Origin of the sequence: Pseudoalteromonas sp. SG43-1, assembly GCF_014164415.1 — a bacterium.
Taxonomy (GTDB): Bacteria; Pseudomonadota; Gammaproteobacteria; order Enterobacterales; family Alteromonadaceae; genus Pseudoalteromonas; species Pseudoalteromonas distincta.
Genome location: NZ_JACJFD010000010.1, coordinates 25,395 through 42,843, shown reverse-complemented (window position 1 = coordinate 42,843; position 17,449 = coordinate 25,395). Strand labels below are relative to the sequence as shown.

Genomic DNA, 17,449 nt, shown 5'->3' with positions numbered 1-17,449 from the left:
AAATGATTTCAGTTAATGCTTAATTATTTAACGTTTAGTAATTAAGTAAGTAGTTAAACTTACTCAACTCTTAGCCAATATTGGTTTCGGTAAAAAAAGCCAATGTAGCCGCGTACTTCGAGCTTTTTACCTTCATCCTGCGGGGTTAATTGTAAGGTGTAGGTTTTACCATTTGTTGGGTCGAGTATTTCTCCGTCTCCCCAGGTGCCATCATCTTGTGCTTTTACATCAGTGATTATGGTCATTCCTAAAATAGGCTGATCTTTTAGCTCATCATCACACTTACTGCATATATCATTTTGTTTTGTAGGGTCTAGAATGGTTTCAACTTTGCCGCTTAAAGTACCGTTGGTTTGGGTAATACGTACATACGACTTAGCTTGGTTTGTATCCTCTTCAATCGTTTTCCAAAGCCCAACTGGGGTCATGGCAGCAAACACACCTTGGCTTGCAAAAATGGTGGCTGCTAACGTGCTAAGTAATGCTAATTTATTTAACTTTTTCATTGTGTTGCCTTTTAAATCAAGTGGCCAATGGCTAAATCATATCAGGTGATTTATAAACACACTATTAAAGCGCTGTACATAAAATAAAAAACTAAAAGAAAAAACCTAAACTAATAATCATTAGTTTAGGTTTAAGGGGCAGTAGCATAAAAAAAAGTTACGTATTACCTCACTTTAAAAACAACATCCCCTATTTTTAGATTTGAATATTCAGGCTCAACTAAAGATAATTCGTTATTATCAATCATGCTTTTAAGGTATCTAATCTCTTCAGGATTTTCGACATTCATATACCTTGAGCGCCACTTACCCATGTCGAATAACCAGAAATATGCGGATATATTTTCATTACTTTCGTCAATCACTATAAAATCGAGTTCATCATCTTTGTTTAAATCCATGCCAATGAAATAGTAAGTATGTTCTTTTAAAGAGTTACGATCGTAAAAATGTTGTTCAGAAAATACTGCCTCTATTAAACCTTGAGGTATTAGCGCTTGTGATGGCCAAAATACACTGCGCTCAATAAAATCATCGACTGTGTGTTCAAGCGTTAAAGCAAACTCATTATTTACATACATCCTATCGATGATAGCGTATTGCTCTGGGTGACTCGTTTCAATTTTCTGTTTTAATAACTGCATAGCTAAATAACCTTGGCGACCTAAGCTGTGCTCAAAATAGTAATAGTCAAACTTTTCTATTGTTACTTTATCTGCATCTAAACGCGCTATTTGGCTGTTTGTAGATAAGCTTTGAAAATTTAATAAAGGGGAGTTAACAGCAAGCATACTAACGAGCACCACCCACCCCATCACAATATTTATTTTGCTAAGCGGCTCTAGCCAATTGTCTCGCTTTGTTATAATTCCAACAAGATAACTAAACGAAAAACACGCCAATAAAAACCAAATTAAAATGCCCCAACAACGATCTACTGTTAGCCCATGCTGCTCTACCCGTAAGTAAATTCCATAGGCAGAAATAACACTATAAACTGGAAGTAACGCAACGCTTATAAAAACGAGTCGGTGCAAGAGCATGTGATAAGGGCGAACTGATGAGTCATCTTTATAAACAGTGTTAACAAAAAACAACGTGAGCACCTGCAGCCACATTACTAATAAACTGCCACTTCCGGTCTCCCATAATTTATTGAGTCCGGTAAAAGGAAGTGTTGCTAAAAAACCGAGAGAAATAACTGATAAAACAGGCAATAAAAACTTAATTAAAGTTTGTAGTAAAAAAGCGATATTATCTTCAATGTTCAAAAGCTTTCTAAATATGACACTCGCAAAGGCAAATGCGAGCGTTAAGGTTGGGATCCAAAACCATTCATTTCTTAGTAGCTCAGAGAAAAATTCTATATCTAAAATATCAAATAAAGCCGCACCTAAATTTAGAATTCCCCAAAAAATAAGTACAAACAGCCAGCATTCTCCAAATATTATAAAATTACGCCAAGAGAGCTTAAATAAACGACTGTAACTAACATTTTCTGAGCTACCAAATTGTTGTATGTACATAAGGCCTTTAAAGCCAGCTATTAAACTAGTAAAAATAAAAACTGACATTAAAGTGTTATTACTTACGTACTCTTGAGGCTCTTGCTGAAAGCCAACATACGCCCCCAATAAAGATAACAACAAGGAAAAAGGAAGGATTAAAAGCAACGACGTTTTTATATTATTTTTATTAACGGTCATTAGCATTAATAAAGGAAAGCTCATAGAAAATGTAATAAGTGAGACTAACCATGTAGGGCTTGTTGCTGGCCACACATTATTTTCTATACTGCTATACAAAAGGGTAAGAGCAATAGCCTGTAATACGGCAAGTATAATTATAAAAGATTTTGGTAACTGACTATCCATATCTGTTCTCAACAATAGGTTTTAGTCAGTTTGCGTTATTCGTTCCTATTTTACAATTGCTTTACATTTTCAAATAAAATGCTTTGCACAGAGCTATATAATCAGCGGTGTAGGTATTATCTAAGTTTCTAATACACAGAATTGATGTTTCTAAATCGCTTTTTACGTAGCTAAATGCCATTAAACTGCGGCTAATATCTTTATTAGGCGTGGCTTTTACTTGGCAATGAGCATTTAAATAAAGACCATTTTGAGTAGCAAGCTCAATAAATAATGCGCCTTCAACGCTTGGGAGTATTAAGCTAAAGCGAGAACCACTATGGCTTAAACGTTTAAACGCATTTATTAACTCTTCAAAACTTAAGCCGTCGGTATGGCGCGCGGTATTACGCGCAGCATTATCGCCTTTTAAACTGTGATTAAAATACGGTGGATTAGAGATAACAACATCAAACTTAACTTCGCTACTAAAGCTTTGAATAGTTTGGTGCTTAATACTTATTGTTGGCCACGGACTATTAGCTACATTTTGCAATGCTTGGGTATAGGCGCTTTCGTCAATTTCTACCGCAGTTATATCAAGCTCATTACTGCGCTGCTTACACATTAATGCTAGTAAGCCGGTGCCTGTGCCTATATCAAGTAATGACTTTGCACCGCTTAAATAAGCCCATGCGCCAAGCAAAATGCCATCGGTAGAAACTTTCATTGCACAGTGGTCGTGTTCAACTTTAAATTGTTTAAATACAAAACCAGACATTTTTTCACCTTTTCATTCACCAAGCGCAGCATAGCGCGTATAATCAGGGTAATTGTCCCTTATTTTAGACACTCTATGCAATTTTCTGAATTTGATCTTGATAACAAGCTACTCGATGCCATTAATAAAATGGGCTACGAGACGCCAACCAGCATTCAACAACAAGCTATTCCTGAAGCACTACAGGGGCGCGATATTTTAGCATCTGCGCCTACTGGTACAGGTAAAACAGCGGCATTTTTAATTCCGGCTATTCAGTACTTACTGGATTTCCCACGTCGTGATCCTGGTTTTGCGCGCGTCCTCGTTATGACCCCGACTCGTGAGTTGGCTTATCAAATTCATGAACAATGTGAACTGCTAGCTAAACGCACACACCTAAAAATTGGTGTAGTAACAGGCGGTATTAACTACGGCACGCATAAAGAAATTTTTGAAAAAAATAACGATATTTTAATCGCCACACCAGGTCGATTAATGGAATACCTAGAAACCGAAAACTTTCATGCTGAACACGTAGAAATGCTTATTATCGATGAAGCAGATCGCATGTTAGATATGGGTTTCAAAAAAGAAATGAGCCGTATTTGTGACGAAGCTAAAAATCGTCGCCAATGTTTTTTATTCTCAGCAACACTCGAAGGTGACAGCGTAGAAAGGTTTGCTGAAAAAACATTAAACGACCCTGCTCTATTAGAAGCTGAATCGTCACGTAAAGAAAAAGCTAAAATTCACCAGTGGGTACATTTAGCCGATGACTATCATCACAAACTAGAGCTTTTAGTAAATACCTTAAATGGTCCAGATGTGACTAAAGCAATTGTGTTTGTTAAAACCCGTGAGCGTTTAGAAACACTGATTGGCGAGCTAACCAATAATGGCGTTAAAGCAGCTTGGTTACGCGGCGAAATGCCACAAGACAAACGTATGAAAGCCATGGAAAACTTCCACAGTGGCAAAACACGTATCTTAATTGCTACCGACGTAGCTGCACGTGGTATTGACGTATCTGACATTAGCCACGTTATTAACTTTGATATGCCGCGCACTGCCGACGTATACGTACACCGTATTGGTCGTACTGGCCGTGCTGGTAAAAAAGGGATTGCAATATCGTTAGTTGAAGCACACGACATTGGTATTTTGTATAAAGTAGAGCGCTACGTTGAACAAAAACTAAAACGCCGTGTAATTAAAGGTGTTGAGCCACAGCATAAAGAAGCTAAGCCACCGGCTAAAAAGCGTAAAGATCCAGTAAAAATGAAAGCCAAGAAAAAGGCCAAGGTTAAAAAGAAAAAGTAACCTAACATATTTTTATTCTAAGCCGACTTTTGTCGGCTTTTTTAATGCAAGCCTTACAGGCTCTGGTGTTTGTACCTGTTACATATGTAACCCAAGCATGTAACTCATACTCATTTAAATGTAATTTTTGCCCACCTTAATTCCCACTTAATAAAATTACCTTATATTTCATAGCGTTAATATTGGCACCGAAATTGTAATTACAAAGATAACCTAGCCGATGGAATTTCCATTTTGTGGCTGCACTATTCACCGTAATGTAAGGATTAAGTTATGAACCGCTTCAAGTTAACTATCGCTTTAGTATCATTTTGTTGTTTATTTTTATTAGCTTGCGCTACAAAGGTAAGTGCAGCAACCAATATGGCCGTAGTAAGCAGTGTAGCCACTCAACCTAACCTACAACAAACTATCACCAACACCCTACGAACTAACCCTAACCTAGCGTTAAGTGATATTCGTGTGCAGGTAAAAAATGGTGAAGTAGATTTATACGGTGAAGCACAAACTGGTTTTCAGCGCGCACTAGCTCAAAAATTTCTAGAAAATATAGATGGGGTTAAAATCATTCGTAACAAAATTAGCGTTATTTAATACGCACCACAAAACCTATTTGTATAACTAATTCATAAGCGCGGCTTGTTACTCCAACACAAGCTGCGCTTTTTTATATTCTGTTTTAAGGCAAATTTTGCAGCTGTTAAGAAGATAAAATAAAGCCTAAGCAATACGATTATTCCTCCCCCTAAAACGATAGCTCACACTTATACTTAAGAAGATAGATTTAGAATTGACGCTAGCGTGTTTGTCTTTGCTCTTTTAACCCTTAAGTTAACCCAATTGATACTGAAAAAGCTTACACAGATTCTTAAGCCGACCTAACGGGCTTAAAAAGGATGATTTATTTAGTTATTGAAATAGATGAGAGCGTTTTTCAGAGTGTGCGGCAAGGCAGTAAAAAAATCGCTGGGTAAACACTAATCTTACTTGTTAATACTCCCATGGCCAAACGCAACTAATTAGAATTGATATTCAATAAACACAAAACTAGGTATTTAAACTTTTAGCTAATAATCCATTTATAAAAAAGCGCAATTTTACTCTGTAAAATTGCGCTGTTGGTAAGTAACTATTTCCCAATGCTTTTGCCTAATGAGTTTTAACTAAATTACTCACTTTGGCTAGAGTCAGCACCGTCGCTACTGTCTTTATTGGATGACTGCTGGCTTATTTTATCGCTTATCATGGCATCGAGTTTCTCACCGCCTTTAATACCAAAATCTAAAGTACGAATTGGGAAAGGAATACTAATATCAGCTTCGTCTAATGCTTGCTTAACGGCAACAACACCTTTGTGGCGTACCGTCATAAAGTCAGGCTCGCCTGGGTATTTAATCCAAAACCACACCAGTAAGTTAATGCTGCTGTCGCCAAAACCTTCAGCGTATACAGCGGTTTCGTCTTTACGTATTACAAAGTCAAATTCGTTAATCTTATCGACTATAACGTCTTTTGCTTTTTCTATGTCGTCGCCATACGAAATACCTACGGGTACTTCTATACGTCTTATACCTAGCGTGGTGTAATTTTTTAGTACATTTCTAAATAATACTTTGTTTGGTACAAGTATTAGTTGCCCGTAAAAGCTCTCTATTAGCGTGTTACGTAGGTTTATAGAATGCACCGAACCAAACACATCATCGGTTTCTATTACATCACCTGTTTTAAATGGCTTACGTACACCCATTGCTATACCTGCAATTAGGTTTTCGGTCATGTCTTGAAACGCAAAACCAATGGCTAAACCCACAATACCCGCACCAGCAAGTAGCGAAGTAACAGTGCCTTTTAAGCCAACAAAATCGAGCGCTATAAATAAACCTATGCACAACACAATAACTTTAAATATTGACGCCATTAAGTCGGCAATTTGCGTTGAATCGAGAGAGCGGCGCAACACGTTTTTCATCAGCTTGCCAGCAAAGCGCGCCAATATTGAAAATACTATGGCAATTACTATTGCCACTATAAAATTAGGGATATGGCTGATAACAACATCAAACCACCCTCCGAGCTTTTCCTCTATTAGTTTTTCGGCTTCGCCAACTGACGGAATACTGATCATTTTGTTTGCACCTATTTAATTAATAATCTCATTAATATTAGATATAGTTGCAAATATAACGCCAGTATCAAAAAAGCCATGCAATGCATGGCTTTTCAATTGTTTATTTAAGCTTATGACCTAATTTTGTTCGTCGCGCATAAATACCGGCTCAAGCTCTTTAACTGTTGCCTCAGGGCTAAAGTAATAACCCGCCACAGTAAACTCTTTAAGCTGACTTAATTGCGTTACTTTATTTTCGATAATGTAGCGCGCCATCATGCCGCGTGCTTTTTTAGCGTAAAAGCTAATTACCTTGTATTGACCGTTTTTACAATCTTTAAAGTGTGGGGTAATAATTTGTGCATTTAATGCTTTTTTATCTACCGCTTTAAAGTATTCGTTTGAAGCAAGGTTAACGAGGTATTGTGCGTCTTGTGCTTTTAATACGTCGTTTAGTTTGTTCGCTATTACGCTGCCCCAAAACTCGTATAAGTTTTTGCCACGCGAGTTTTCAAGCTTGGTGCCCATTTCAAGACGGTAAGCTTGCATTAAATCAAGTGGTTTTAATAAGCCGTATAAACCCGAGAGAATACGCAAATGGTTTTGTGCGTAATCAAGCTCGCTAGCTTTAAGCGTGCTTGCATCTAAACCGCCGTATACATCGCCATTAAAGGCAAGCACTGCTTGTTTAGCATTACTTTGTGTAAACGGCTGTGCCCACTCACTAAAGCGTGCTGCGTTAAGCCCAGATAGCTTATCGCTAATTTTCATTAAACTGCCAATTTGCGCTGGTGTTAGTTCACGGCATACTTTCATGAGCTCTTCGCTGTGCTCTAGTAATTCAGGCTGAGTGAACTTGTCTGTTGCGGGTGGCGTTTCGTAATCAAGATTTTTTGCAGGTGAAATAACAGTGATCATAGTTAGCTATTGACTTGTAATTTATTTAGTGTCAATTTCAACATTAAATGAAACGAAAAGCACGTTTTGTTTAAATAAATCCTCTCTTAATAACCCATGCATTGCCGTTTTTCTATTGATAAGGACATAAGACCTATCAAGCATTGTCACACTGTTGCAGTATGGATTGTATATATTAAGAGTGATTAGATTTTTCTTTTAACTTGCTTGGAATGAGGAAAGCAAATGACTTCAGCTCTACAAAGGCTAAAACAACATTCATCTATCGTAGCCGACACTGGTGATATTGAAGCTATTAAAAAGCATCAACCAGAAGATGCAACTACAAACCCGTCGCTTTTATTAAAAGCGAGCGAGATTGAAGCATATAAGCCTTACCTAGATAAAGCTTGGAGCTATGCAAAAGAAACCGAGCAAGAGCCAGCTAAACAACTTGAACTAGCATGTGATTACTTTGCCGTGTTACTTGGTAAAGAAATTAGTGAGATTGTTCCTGGTTATATTTCTACTGAAGTAGATGCACGCCTTTCGTTTAATACGCAAGCGACTATTGATAAAGCACATACTCTACTTAGCCTTTACGAAAAAGAAGGTGTAAGCAAAGATAAAATTTTAATCAAAGTAGCGTCTACGTGGGAAGGCATTAAAGCCGCTGAGCAGCTAGAAAAAGAAGGTACTAAATGTAACCTTACTTTATTATTTAGCGATGCCCAAGCTCGCGCATGTGCCGATGCAAACGTATTTCTAATTTCGCCATTTGTTGGTCGTATTTTAGATTGGCACGTTGCTAACGGTATGGAAAAACCAACCGATCCGCTACAAGATCCAGGTGTTCAGTCTGTACGCAGCATTTTTGAATTTTACAAACGCCATGACTACAAAACAGTTGTGATGGGTGCAAGTTTCCGTAATACAGGCGAAATTATAGCACTTACAGGTTGTGACAAGCTAACTATTAGCCCTAATCTTTTAGAAGATTTAGGTAACCTTGAAGGCGCACAAGAATATTTGCTTGAAAGCGATGTTCCACAAGAGCCAAAACCAGAGCCACTTACAGAAGCACAGTTCCGTTGGTTACATAACCAAGATGCTATGGCTACTGAAAAACTGGCTGAAGGTATTCGCTCTTTTGCTGATGCACAAGAACAACTAGAGGCGCGCTTTAAAGCAATGTAATTTGCTATAATCGTGTTTTAAAAAACGTCGCAATAGCGGCGTTTTTTTATGCCTAAAATACGCTACTCCTCCATATAATCTTTGTATAAACCTTCATCAACTCATCACATCCCCGTAACATAACTGTCACTTTTTTGTTCTATTTTAGTTATGCCTGTGGTATAGGTATTCTTGAGGTCAATAAAATCAATAGGAGAAGTTCATGGATAGCCTAAACGATATATTAGAGATATTAGAAGGACCAGATACAACAAGGAAAACCTCCCAGAAAAATAAAAAAAGAAAATGGCGTGAAATAGAAGCAATAAAAGACAAACAACGCCTACGTAAAGAACTACAAGAACTAGACTACTTTACAGACAGTATTGCGATTGAAGAGCTCGATTTTTAATTCAATACGCCCCAACTAAACAAAAAGGCTTCCGATATATGGAAGCCTTTTTTAATGCGCTGAAAATAGCTGCATGAGATAAATTTATTATTCAGAGCCCAGGTTATTTACACCTGCCAGTTAATCTGTTTTTCATCTTGGGCTAGTAATAGCTCATTCGTTTTTGAAAAATGCTGACAGCCAAAAAAGCCTCTATGCGCCGAAAGCGGCGATGGGTGTGGCCCTTTTAAAATATGATGGCGAGCGCTATCTATGCCTTTACCTTTTTTTTGTGCATGTGCACCCCATAAAATAAATACCACACCTTCGCAGTGTTTATTAATATGCGCTATTACATTATCGGTAAATTGCTCCCATCCTAAATGCTTATGAGAATGCGCTTGCCCTTGCTCAACGGTCAATACTGTATTGAGTAGAAATACACCCTGATCTGCCCAACTTTGCAGGTAACCATGCTCAGGAGTAATAAACCCGCTAATATCGGTAGCTAACTCTTTATACATATTTTTAAGCGACGGCGGCAGCTTTTTTACATCAGGCAATACCGAAAAACACAAGCCATGCGCTTGCCCTTCTCCGTGGTATGGGTCTTGTCCTAAAATTACAACGCGGATGTCATTTAGCGCTGTGGCATCAAAAGCGCTAAATACTTGAGGTTCAGGCGGATAAACAGCAACACCTTCATTGCGGCGATTAGCCACAGTCTCTAACGTTTCCTGCATGTAAGATTGCTGTAATTCACTTTCTAAAAATGTAGCCCAATCGCTCATTGTGTACTCTTAATCTGTTTACGTGATGCGTCTATTTTATCACACATATCCGCGAGTCCATCTAGCATGCGCGGGGTAAAACGATGTAATAAATCGGCATTTACGCTAATAAATTGATCATTTTTAACTGCTGGTACTTCTGGCCACTTTTGCCAATTAACAATCGGCTGTGGTGTTTTTGATTTTTCATCAGGGATAATAATAACTTGTGGCTTAGTAACAATGACATTTTCGATACTAATTTGCGGGTAATCTGTAACGCTCTGTGCAAATACATTACTTACATGGCATGTTTCAATCAGTTGGCTTATCCACGTATTTTTACTTACTGTCATCATCGGCTCAGCCCATAACTGATAAAATCCGGTAATATTTTTTTTATCTTGCTGGCTTTTAATAATCGCGTTTAGTTTTTGTGTAAATGCATTTGCCGCTTGCTGGCTTTGCTCAATATTCCCTGTAAATTCACCAAAAGTAAGTAACTCGTCGGCTACACCCGCGATTGTGACGGGGTTACTCAAATACACTTTTATACCTAAACGCTCTATTTGGGCTAAATCTTCGCTTTGATTTCCGCTTTTCCACGCAATAACTAAGTCGGGTTTAAGTGCCAATACTTTTTCAAGCGAGATGCCGTAATAACCCCCTATGCGCTCAATACTTTGGGCTTCACTTGGGTAGTCGGCGTAATCAACCGTGCCCACAATATTATCGCCCGCCCCTATGGCAAATAGGTTTTCGACAATGTGCGGTGCAAGCGCGATTATTCGCAGTTTTTTAGAATCATTAGCCAGCTCTGCAAGTGTACTACCCGATACACTAAAAAGCAGCAGCCCAATAAAAAACGCTTTAAACATTAGTAATCAAACCCTTCAAGCGCTTTTATGCCTGAGTCGAATGCATGTTTTACATTACGCACTTCGCTTACCGTGTCGGCAAGGTCAGTTAAAGTGCGGTGTGCTGCACGCCCTGTAATAATAACTGACTGCATTGGTGGACGGTTATTAAGGGCTGTTACTACCTCATCTAAATCAACATAGCCGTATGTCACCATATACGTAAGCTCATCGAGTAATACTAAATCAATACTGCTATCAGCAAGCATGCGTTTTGACTCTTGCCATGTTGCTTGGGCGGCTGCAGTATCGGCTTCTTTATTTTGTGTATCCCAGGTAAAACCGGTGTTCATTACAACAAACTCAACACCTGCACTTTGTAATAAATTACGCTCGCCACATTCCCACGTACCTTTAATATATTGGCAAACGGCTGCTTTTTTACCATGTCCAACGCAGCGTGCTACAACGCCAAAGCCTGAGGTTGATTTACCTTTACCATTACCGGTAATTACCTGAAAAATACCTTTTACATCTTGTGCGGCGGCAACACGTGCATCCACTTGTTCTTTTACTTTTTGTTGGCGCTGCTTATGCTTATCGTTGTTTTGTTCAGTCATTATTGTGCCCTTCATAAATCGAGATAATTTGCTGTATGTTTAAATGCGTTTCGCACATGGTTGCTAATCGTTCTAACTGCTGCTCGCGGTGAGCGGCAATACTAATTGGGTTAATTGAGGCGCTTGGTTTTACCCATTTTAAAATTTGCGATGTAGCATCGGCTTCATCAAATAAGCCATGTAAATAAGTGCCCGCAATGGCGTTATCATCGCTAATAAAGCCATCAAACGTAAAGCCATGTGGGTGGCTTTCATCAAAGGTTAAAAATGGCTTATTAAGCGCTGCACCTTGGCTAATCCCTGCATGTATTTCGTAACCACTACAGGGTGTTGATTGGTTATTTAAAAGCAGTGTAGCGGTTATTTTAGTTAATACTTTTTGTGTTGTTAGCGTGGTTTCAAAATCGCACAGAGCAAGCCCATTTACTTGCTTTAATGATGACTCAATACCCTCGGGATCGTTAAGCGTATTGCCCAGCATTTGCATGCCGCCACAAATGCCAAGTACTTTACCACCATAGCGTAAGTGGCGTTTAATTTGAGTCTCCCAGCCTTCATTTTTCAAAAAGGTTAAATCGCCCAGCACGTTTTTACTGCCTGGAAGAATTATCAGATCAACGTCTGGGATCGTTTGCGTATGGCGCACGTAATTTATATTAATGTTTGGGTGCAAACGCAGTGCGTCAAAATCGGTGTGGTTACTAATGTGGGGTACAAGCAGCACTGCAATATTAATTGTGGCGTTAGTTACGTTATTATCAATTGCGACGGCGTCTTCAGCATCAAGCGCAAGGTCGTGTAAATAAGGTAATACGCCAAGTACGGGTTTGTTTGTGTATTCTTCAAGCCAATCAAGCCCGCCTTGCAGCAAACCTATATCGCCTCTAAAGCGGTTTATAACAAAACCCTTTACGCGCGCTTGTTCTGACTCGCTTAACAACGCAAGCGTACCTACCAAGTGTGCAAATACGCCGCCTTCATCAATATCAGCAATTATAATTACTGGGCAATCTACCTCTTCGGCGTAGCCCATATTAGCAATATCGTTTTCACGCAGGTTTATTTCAGCAGGGCTACCTGCCCCTTCAACGAGGAGTAAATCAAAGCGTTTAGCTAAGCGGTTATGTGAAGTAATTACTGCATCCATCGCCACTTTTTTATAGTCGTGATATTTGCCCGCTTCCATATTACTAATGGCTCTTCCGTGAATAATCACTTGTGCGCCAGTATCGCTATTAGGTTTAAGTAATATAGGGTTAAAGTCTATTTCTGGCTCTACTTTAGCTGCTATTGCTTGCAAAGCTTGCGCACGACCAATTTCGCCGCCATCTTTTGTTACTGCGCTATTAAGTGCCATATTTTGTGGTTTAAAAGGCGCAACCTTTACCCCACGCTTAGCAAACACCCTGCAAAGGGCAGCAACTAAAGTGCTTTTACCAGCATCTGATGTAGTGCCTTGCACCATTAAGGTTTTCATGGAATTACACCCTTCGCTTTCTAAAAAACAATAAACTCAAAAAGAACACGCTACCAATAGCTGCAGTAATAACACCTACGGGCAGTTCTTGGTTTTTCAGCAATGAGCGCGAAAGTACATCAACCCACACCATAAATGTACCGCCCACCAAGCTGGTTACCAGTAAGCCAGCGATGGTGCCTTGGGATATAAAAAAGCGCACAATATGCGGCACCATTAATCCTACAAACCCAATACCACCACACATAGCCACCAGCACAGCGGTAATTAATGAGCTTAAAACCAGCATAAGTATTCTAAAGCGCTGAACCCTCACACCTAATGTAATTGCGCTTTCATCGCCCAGTAACATAGCATTTAGCTGCCTTCTAAAGCTCAGCATTACAAACGTACACAATGTAATTACCAATAAAGGCAACCAAAGCGTAGCCCACTGCGCACGCGAAAAGCTGCCCAGTGTCCAAAATAAAATAGCGGCTACCGCCTGAGGGTCGCTCCAATAAAGCAGCAAGCTGGTAAATGCACTAAATAAAAACGACAGAGCAACACCAGCTAATAACATTGATTCTACCTGTGCACTTTGCTGCCTACCTGCAATAAGTATTAATAAACTCATAGCGAGTAAGCTACCTAATAACGCTGCTGCCGATAACATAAAACCAGCGCTAATACCTGCTAATGCCATAAGTAACACCACGCCAAATGAGGCACCCGACGATATACCAAATAAGTAAGGATCGGCTAAAGGGTTACGCGTTACCGTTTGTAAAATAAGCCCCGCAATTGCTAAGCCAGAGCCGGCTAAAAAGGCGAGTAATGTGCGTGGCATTCTTAGTTCAAAAATAATACGCGAATTAAAAGACGCATCATTTGAGAGTAAAAAGCTATTAAATACATCTTGAAGTGAGGTCTCTGCTGCGCCAAAACTAAGTGCTGCAAATAAGCTAAATAAAGCAGCTGCAGCACTGATAAATAGCGCAAGTGATTGGCGAGTATTAACTGCGCTCATATTATTCGTAACCATAAAAGTAAGTGATATGAGGGATGCTATTTCCCGACTCCGATATTTGCGGGTGGTTATTTACTTGAGCGCAGACACCAAAAACGTCGCCTAGCATGTTTTCGGTTAATACCTCACTTGGCGTGCCTGTATGTGTAATTTCACCATTTTTAATAATCACTAGTTCATCGCACATTGCAGAAGCTAAGTTTAAATCGTGAAACGATGCAAACACCGTTACACCCAACGATTTAGCAAGCTCCATTACCTGTATTTGGTATTTAACATCTAAATGGCTAGTTGGTTCGTCCATTATTAACAACTGAGGTTGCTGAACTATGGCGCGGGCTATCAAGGCACGTTGCTTTTCACCACCCGAAAGTGACTCAAAGCTTTGATCGATATGATCTGCCAACCCTACAGTGTTGATAGCTTGGGTAATTTTTTGTTTATCAATGTTAGTTACTGAGCTAAATAGCGATTTATGAGGCGTTAGCCCAAGTGCAATAACATCAAATACGCTTAAGTTAAATTGCGACGGGGTTTCTTGTAAAACAACCGCTACTTTTTTTGCGTACTCATCGCTTTTTAGCTGCCAAATATCGGTGTTGTTAAACTCTACAACGCCATCACTGGGTTTATTAAAACGATATAAACAACGCAATAAGCTCGATTTACCTGCGCCATTAGGTCCAATTAAACCAACAAATTTACCTGTGGTTATTTTAAGGTTTATTTTTTTGAGGATCGTTTTATTGCCAATACCCCACGATACGTTTTTAACGTTTAGTAATGGTATATTTAATGGCGTTTGAGTGTGCAATAGTCAGTCCTAGACGGGATTAAACTCACTAAAATGCGATAAAAATACTAATGCACTACAAGAAAAAATGAGTAAACCCGCTCGTTAAAAGAATTTATACCAATTGCACTAAATTAGTGATTTATTATAGCGACAAAGAAATAGCTTAATAACAAAGCGGAAATTATGACATATACTTGTTCTATATGAATAATTTTTAACGAAGTTAGTAAGTTATTTAATTCGCTAGAAAGATCATGTTTTTAATAAAATTGGTATTATACCATTTGTATCTGACTTAAAGCTTTGCGCTAATTACAGTTGCGGGAACAGTCGAGGACTCGCACCTCATTCCAAATGAAGCTCTATTATGGGCGGCTAAGTAAATAATTTAAAGCAAAAAAAACCGCACTCAAAAGAGCGCGGTTAAAAAGGGAGTGTTTTAACTAATTTAGCGAATAGTTAAAACTTGTATTCCATACCTAAGCCTACGTAGTCTTGGTCAACGTTGTTGTCCATGTCGAAGCTTGAGTAAAAGCCAAATACTTTAATGTTTTTATTTAATTTGTGATCAAGACCAACTGATATTGCTGACTTATCGTCGCTGTCGTCAAAGTCCATGTCTTGGTATTGTACTTTAAATGTGTTGTTACCCATGCTGTAAGCTGCATTTAATAGATAACCATCCGCTTCTGCGCTGCCGTCAACTTTTTCTTGTGTTTGGTACATTGCACCTAACTTAAAGTTTTCAACTTTACCTTGGATTGACGCGCGTACTACATCGTAGCCATTTACTTCACTATCGGCTGCGATAGAGGCATATACTGCGCTCTTTTTAAGTGCCACGTCACCGTAAGTAACCGCCATTGAGTAACCGTTATCAGCGTCTACATCATCTTCAGCTACAAAAGTAGCAAGTACTTTAAAACCTTCGTATGAGTTTGATGAATAACTAACAGTATTCCCTAAACGGTTTTCACCTTTAAATACATTTTTAATATCGCCTTCAAGGTCGTTAAACAAGTCTAACTTACCTTGAGATTGTTTAAGCGCAGTATCGTTACGACCAATAACCACTTGGCCAAACGCACCTTTTAAACCAACGTATTGGTTACGCGCAGAAATATTGTCGTCGTTATCGCCTTTTGAATCAGCATCAGACACATCAACTTGAAACTCAAACTTATATACCGCTTCTAAACTATCATTTATTTTTTCAGAACCTTTAACACCAAGACGAGATGCATTACTTTTTATCTCAGTAAAAGATCCTTCGCCGTCATCAGATGATTGCACTGTTACATTCGCTTTACCGTAAATGTCTACATCGGCAAGTGCATTAAAAGATAAACCACTTAATAGTGCTAAGCATAAGCTCGATTTTACAAATTTCATGTTATTTCCTTGGATAATCACAAAAGACTAATTTTTAAAACTGCTGCATTTTGTCACCGCTAAATGACAGTAATATTACAATGGAAATATTAATGTCTTTTTTTATTAATAAAAATGCATTAAATTTGAAATCAAAATAACATGAAAGCCTAATAAACGGCCGAACTTACTTACTTTTCTTTAATGACAAGCTTGGGGTCATTTGCGATAGTAAATTAACTAAGGTTTCTATTAACTCTTTTTGCTCGTTGTCTCTGTGATACGCTATAAACACGTCTCGCGAGGTATTTTCTACATCTTTAACATGAAACAGTTCACCTTTTTCTAAATGCCCTTCTACCAATACTTGAGGTATAAATGCACTGCCGCCACATTGCAGTATTAAATCAAGTGCAATACGTCCTGTGCTGGTTCTAAAATAAGGCGGTGTTTTACCGGTAAACTGACGCGCATGCCAAAGTGAGAAAGTAGTTCCCCAATCAACATATACATACTGATTATCAAAAAAGTTTTCGTTCGTTGCAGTGTCGTATCCGCTTACGGGAATGATTGGCAACTCACAGATTCGCTCTACCACTAGCTCGTCTACTTTTGGTGGATCAAACAATATTGCCAAATCAAGCGTGCGTTCTAATAACAGCCGAGTGCTTTCTTGTTGTGCTTTAACTTCTGCGACTAATGACACGCCCGGCATCGCTGATACAATATTTGTTATACCAAACTGTAAAAAAGCATCCCAAATATTGGGCGTTCCTGCTAAGCTAATTTGCTTATGCATATTATCGGCAAGCGCAACATCCACTTTGGCGCGTTGCATGCCCGTAATAATCATTTGTGCATGGGGTAATAAACGCTCGCCAGGTGCTGTAAGTTGAATGTTATTACGCTGGCGAATAAACAAATTAACACCAAGTCCTTGCTCTAATTGGCGAATTCTAAAGCTCACTGCAGACTGCGTAATATAAAGGTTTTCGGCCGCTTTACCAAAGTGACGCGTACGCACTACCTCAACAAATGTTTTTAATAAATCGATATCCAATTTTTTATCCTCACGATAAAAATAATTTGTTTAATAAATTGCCAAACTTGCATCATACTCCAGCTAATTACTAAGGTATGAGGATAAAGCTATGAGCAATAACATTTCATTACTACGCCAAGCATTTGTTAGCCAACGTCAATTTTATGATGATCAAAACTTTCCACGAGGCTTTAGCCGCAGCGGAAACTTCACCTTATTAGAAGCCAGCATACTTGAACAACACGGAGTTGTTTTAAAAGGCTTATACAGTAAAACAATTGAGCCGCAAAACGAACACCAAGAACAGTTTGTAGCAGTCGTAACTGGCTCACAAGAACCTACCAACCCAATCGAACGAGCTTGGGTAAAATACTTAAAACTAACGACCTGCAAAACTAAGTTTCATACTTTATTTGGCCGTTCAAAAATGTCGAGCCCGGCGCCGATTAGCCAAGAGTATTATTCAGAAGCGGATAATCTGTAAGTATTTAAGT

The 17,449-nt window shown here is 38.8% G+C and carries 18 protein-coding genes and 1 riboswitch; of the genes, 5 read left to right on the top strand and 13 right to left on the bottom strand.

What is annotated here, in order from left to right; all coding sequences use genetic code 11:
- Window positions 1-59 precede the first annotated feature (59 nt).
- From H5159_RS09255 to H5159_RS09245, 3 genes are all read right to left on the bottom strand, one after another.
- On the bottom strand, window positions 60-506 hold the full coding sequence (locus tag H5159_RS09255) for a DUF2147 domain-containing protein (RefSeq protein WP_182780186.1): 447 nt from the start codon (window positions 504-506) through the stop codon (window positions 60-62).
- Between the two features lie 164 nt (window positions 507-670).
- The gene (locus H5159_RS09250) at window positions 671-2,380 is read right to left on the bottom strand and encodes a DUF4153 domain-containing protein (protein ID WP_007583759.1); all 1,710 of its coding nucleotides are present in this window, start codon (window positions 2,378-2,380) and stop codon (window positions 671-673) included.
- Window positions 2,381-2,441: 61 nt separating this feature from the next.
- Window positions 2,442-3,140: a tRNA1(Val) (adenine(37)-N6)-methyltransferase gene (locus H5159_RS09245; RefSeq protein WP_182780185.1), complete on the bottom strand. Its 699-nt coding sequence runs from the start codon at window positions 3,138-3,140 to the stop codon at window positions 2,442-2,444.
- A gap of 75 nt (window positions 3,141-3,215) precedes the next feature.
- Between H5159_RS09245 and srmB the strand changes: the two genes are divergently transcribed.
- Together srmB and H5159_RS09235 are read left to right on the top strand one after the other, a co-directional pair.
- Entirely contained in the window at window positions 3,216-4,442 is a 1,227-nt protein-coding gene (srmB, locus tag H5159_RS09240; protein WP_002961405.1) for an ATP-dependent RNA helicase SrmB, read from the top strand.
- Between the two features lie 273 nt (window positions 4,443-4,715).
- Window positions 4,716-5,036, top strand: a complete 321-nt coding sequence (locus H5159_RS09235; RefSeq protein WP_002961403.1) for a BON domain-containing protein — start codon at window positions 4,716-4,718, stop codon at window positions 5,034-5,036.
- A 574-nt stretch (window positions 5,037-5,610) separates the two neighbouring features.
- On the opposite strand, the gene H5159_RS09230 is transcribed toward H5159_RS09235, so the two are convergent.
- The gene (locus tag H5159_RS09230; RefSeq protein WP_024596180.1) at window positions 5,611-6,567 is read right to left on the bottom strand and encodes a mechanosensitive ion channel family protein; all 957 of its coding nucleotides are present in this window, start codon (window positions 6,565-6,567) and stop codon (window positions 5,611-5,613) included.
- 120 nt (window positions 6,568-6,687) lie between these two features.
- Complete coding sequence (yaaA, locus tag H5159_RS09225) at window positions 6,688-7,467, bottom strand: peroxide stress protein YaaA (protein WP_002961399.1); 780 nt, start codon at window positions 7,465-7,467, stop codon at window positions 6,688-6,690.
- A gap of 225 nt (window positions 7,468-7,692) precedes the next feature.
- Between yaaA and tal the strand changes: the two genes are divergently transcribed.
- Window positions 7,693-8,643, top strand: a complete 951-nt coding sequence (gene tal / locus H5159_RS09220; RefSeq protein WP_024598990.1) for a transaldolase — start codon at window positions 7,693-7,695, stop codon at window positions 8,641-8,643.
- 202 nt (window positions 8,644-8,845) lie between these two features.
- Window positions 8,846-9,034, top strand: coding sequence for a DUF3545 family protein (locus H5159_RS09215; RefSeq protein WP_007583746.1), 189 nt, complete (start codon window positions 8,846-8,848; stop codon window positions 9,032-9,034).
- 107 nt (window positions 9,035-9,141) lie between these two features.
- On the opposite strand, the gene ung is transcribed toward H5159_RS09215, so the two are convergent.
- The 8 genes from ung to H5159_RS09175 all read right to left on the bottom strand — a co-directional run bounded on the left by ung (window position 9,142) and on the right by H5159_RS09175 (window position 16,973).
- A complete protein-coding gene (gene ung, locus H5159_RS09210; RefSeq protein ID WP_024598991.1) occupies window positions 9,142-9,804 on the bottom strand; it encodes a uracil-DNA glycosylase in 663 nt (220 codons plus the stop codon).
- On the bottom strand, window positions 9,801-10,661 hold the full coding sequence (locus H5159_RS09205) for a cobalamin-binding protein (protein ID WP_182780184.1): 861 nt from the start codon (window positions 10,659-10,661) through the stop codon (window positions 9,801-9,803). Before H5159_RS09205 ends, ung begins: the two co-directional genes overlap by 4 nt.
- Window positions 10,661-11,260 carry a cob(I)yrinic acid a,c-diamide adenosyltransferase gene (gene cobO / locus H5159_RS09200; RefSeq protein ID WP_024604202.1) on the bottom strand — a complete coding sequence of 200 codons (600 nt, stop codon included), beginning with the start codon at window positions 11,258-11,260 and terminating at the stop codon, window positions 10,661-10,663. The genes H5159_RS09205 and cobO overlap by 1 nt, the downstream gene beginning before the upstream one ends.
- The gene (locus H5159_RS09195; RefSeq protein WP_182780183.1) at window positions 11,253-12,737 is read right to left on the bottom strand and encodes a cobyric acid synthase; all 1,485 of its coding nucleotides are present in this window, start codon (window positions 12,735-12,737) and stop codon (window positions 11,253-11,255) included. Before H5159_RS09195 ends, cobO begins: the two co-directional genes overlap by 8 nt.
- Before the next feature lie 4 nt (window positions 12,738-12,741).
- On the bottom strand, window positions 12,742-13,746 hold the full coding sequence (locus tag H5159_RS09190; protein WP_165724264.1) for an iron ABC transporter permease: 1,005 nt from the start codon (window positions 13,744-13,746) through the stop codon (window positions 12,742-12,744).
- 1 nt (window position 13,747) lies between these two features.
- Entirely contained in the window at window positions 13,748-14,560 is an 813-nt protein-coding gene (locus tag H5159_RS09185; protein WP_182738334.1) for an ABC transporter ATP-binding protein, read from the bottom strand.
- A gap of 245 nt (window positions 14,561-14,805) precedes the next feature.
- Window positions 14,806-14,940: riboswitch (cobalamin riboswitch) on the bottom strand.
- 61 nt (window positions 14,941-15,001) lie between these two features.
- Window positions 15,002-15,934, bottom strand: coding sequence for a porin (locus H5159_RS09180; RefSeq protein ID WP_002961381.1), 933 nt, complete (start codon window positions 15,932-15,934; stop codon window positions 15,002-15,004).
- Between the two features lie 166 nt (window positions 15,935-16,100).
- Entirely contained in the window at window positions 16,101-16,973 is an 873-nt protein-coding gene (locus H5159_RS09175; RefSeq protein WP_024596245.1) for a LysR family transcriptional regulator, read from the bottom strand.
- A 91-nt stretch (window positions 16,974-17,064) separates the two neighbouring features.
- On the opposite strand from H5159_RS09175, the gene H5159_RS09170 reads away from it, so the two are divergent.
- Window positions 17,065-17,439, top strand: coding sequence for a DUF413 domain-containing protein (locus H5159_RS09170; protein ID WP_024596244.1), 375 nt, complete (start codon window positions 17,065-17,067; stop codon window positions 17,437-17,439).
- Window positions 17,440-17,449: the final 10 nt, after the last annotated feature.

What these genes read in the sequence shown, in the direction of transcription:
- H5159_RS09255 (WP_182780186.1), bottom strand. Translation starts at nt 506, where the DNA reads ATGAAAAAGTTAAATAAATTAGCATTACTTAGCACGTTAGCAGCCACC.
- H5159_RS09250 (WP_007583759.1), bottom strand. Translation starts at nt 2,380, where the DNA reads ATGGATAGTCAGTTACCAAAATCTTTTATAATTATACTTGCCGTATTA.
- H5159_RS09245 (WP_182780185.1), bottom strand. Translation starts at nt 3,140, where the DNA reads ATGTCTGGTTTTGTATTTAAACAATTTAAAGTTGAACACGACCACTGT.
- srmB (WP_002961405.1), top strand. Translation starts at nt 3,216, where the DNA reads ATGCAATTTTCTGAATTTGATCTTGATAACAAGCTACTCGATGCCATT.
- H5159_RS09235 (WP_002961403.1), top strand. Translation starts at nt 4,716, where the DNA reads ATGAACCGCTTCAAGTTAACTATCGCTTTAGTATCATTTTGTTGTTTA.
- H5159_RS09230 (WP_024596180.1), bottom strand. Translation starts at nt 6,567, where the DNA reads ATGATCAGTATTCCGTCAGTTGGCGAAGCCGAAAAACTAATAGAGGAA.
- yaaA (WP_002961399.1), bottom strand. Translation starts at nt 7,467, where the DNA reads ATGATCACTGTTATTTCACCTGCAAAAAATCTTGATTACGAAACGCCA.
- tal (WP_024598990.1), top strand. Translation starts at nt 7,693, where the DNA reads ATGACTTCAGCTCTACAAAGGCTAAAACAACATTCATCTATCGTAGCC.
- H5159_RS09215 (WP_007583746.1), top strand. Translation starts at nt 8,846, where the DNA reads ATGGATAGCCTAAACGATATATTAGAGATATTAGAAGGACCAGATACA.
- ung (WP_024598991.1), bottom strand. Translation starts at nt 9,804, where the DNA reads ATGAGCGATTGGGCTACATTTTTAGAAAGTGAATTACAGCAATCTTAC.
- H5159_RS09205 (WP_182780184.1), bottom strand. Translation starts at nt 10,661, where the DNA reads ATGTTTAAAGCGTTTTTTATTGGGCTGCTGCTTTTTAGTGTATCGGGT.
- cobO (WP_024604202.1), bottom strand. Translation starts at nt 11,260, where the DNA reads ATGACTGAACAAAACAACGATAAGCATAAGCAGCGCCAACAAAAAGTA.
- H5159_RS09195 (WP_182780183.1), bottom strand. Translation starts at nt 12,737, where the DNA reads ATGAAAACCTTAATGGTGCAAGGCACTACATCAGATGCTGGTAAAAGC.
- H5159_RS09190 (WP_165724264.1), bottom strand. Translation starts at nt 13,746, where the DNA reads ATGAGCGCAGTTAATACTCGCCAATCACTTGCGCTATTTATCAGTGCT.
- H5159_RS09180 (WP_002961381.1), bottom strand. Translation starts at nt 15,934, where the DNA reads ATGAAATTTGTAAAATCGAGCTTATGCTTAGCACTATTAAGTGGTTTA.
- H5159_RS09170 (WP_024596244.1), top strand. Translation starts at nt 17,065, where the DNA reads ATGAGCAATAACATTTCATTACTACGCCAAGCATTTGTTAGCCAACGT.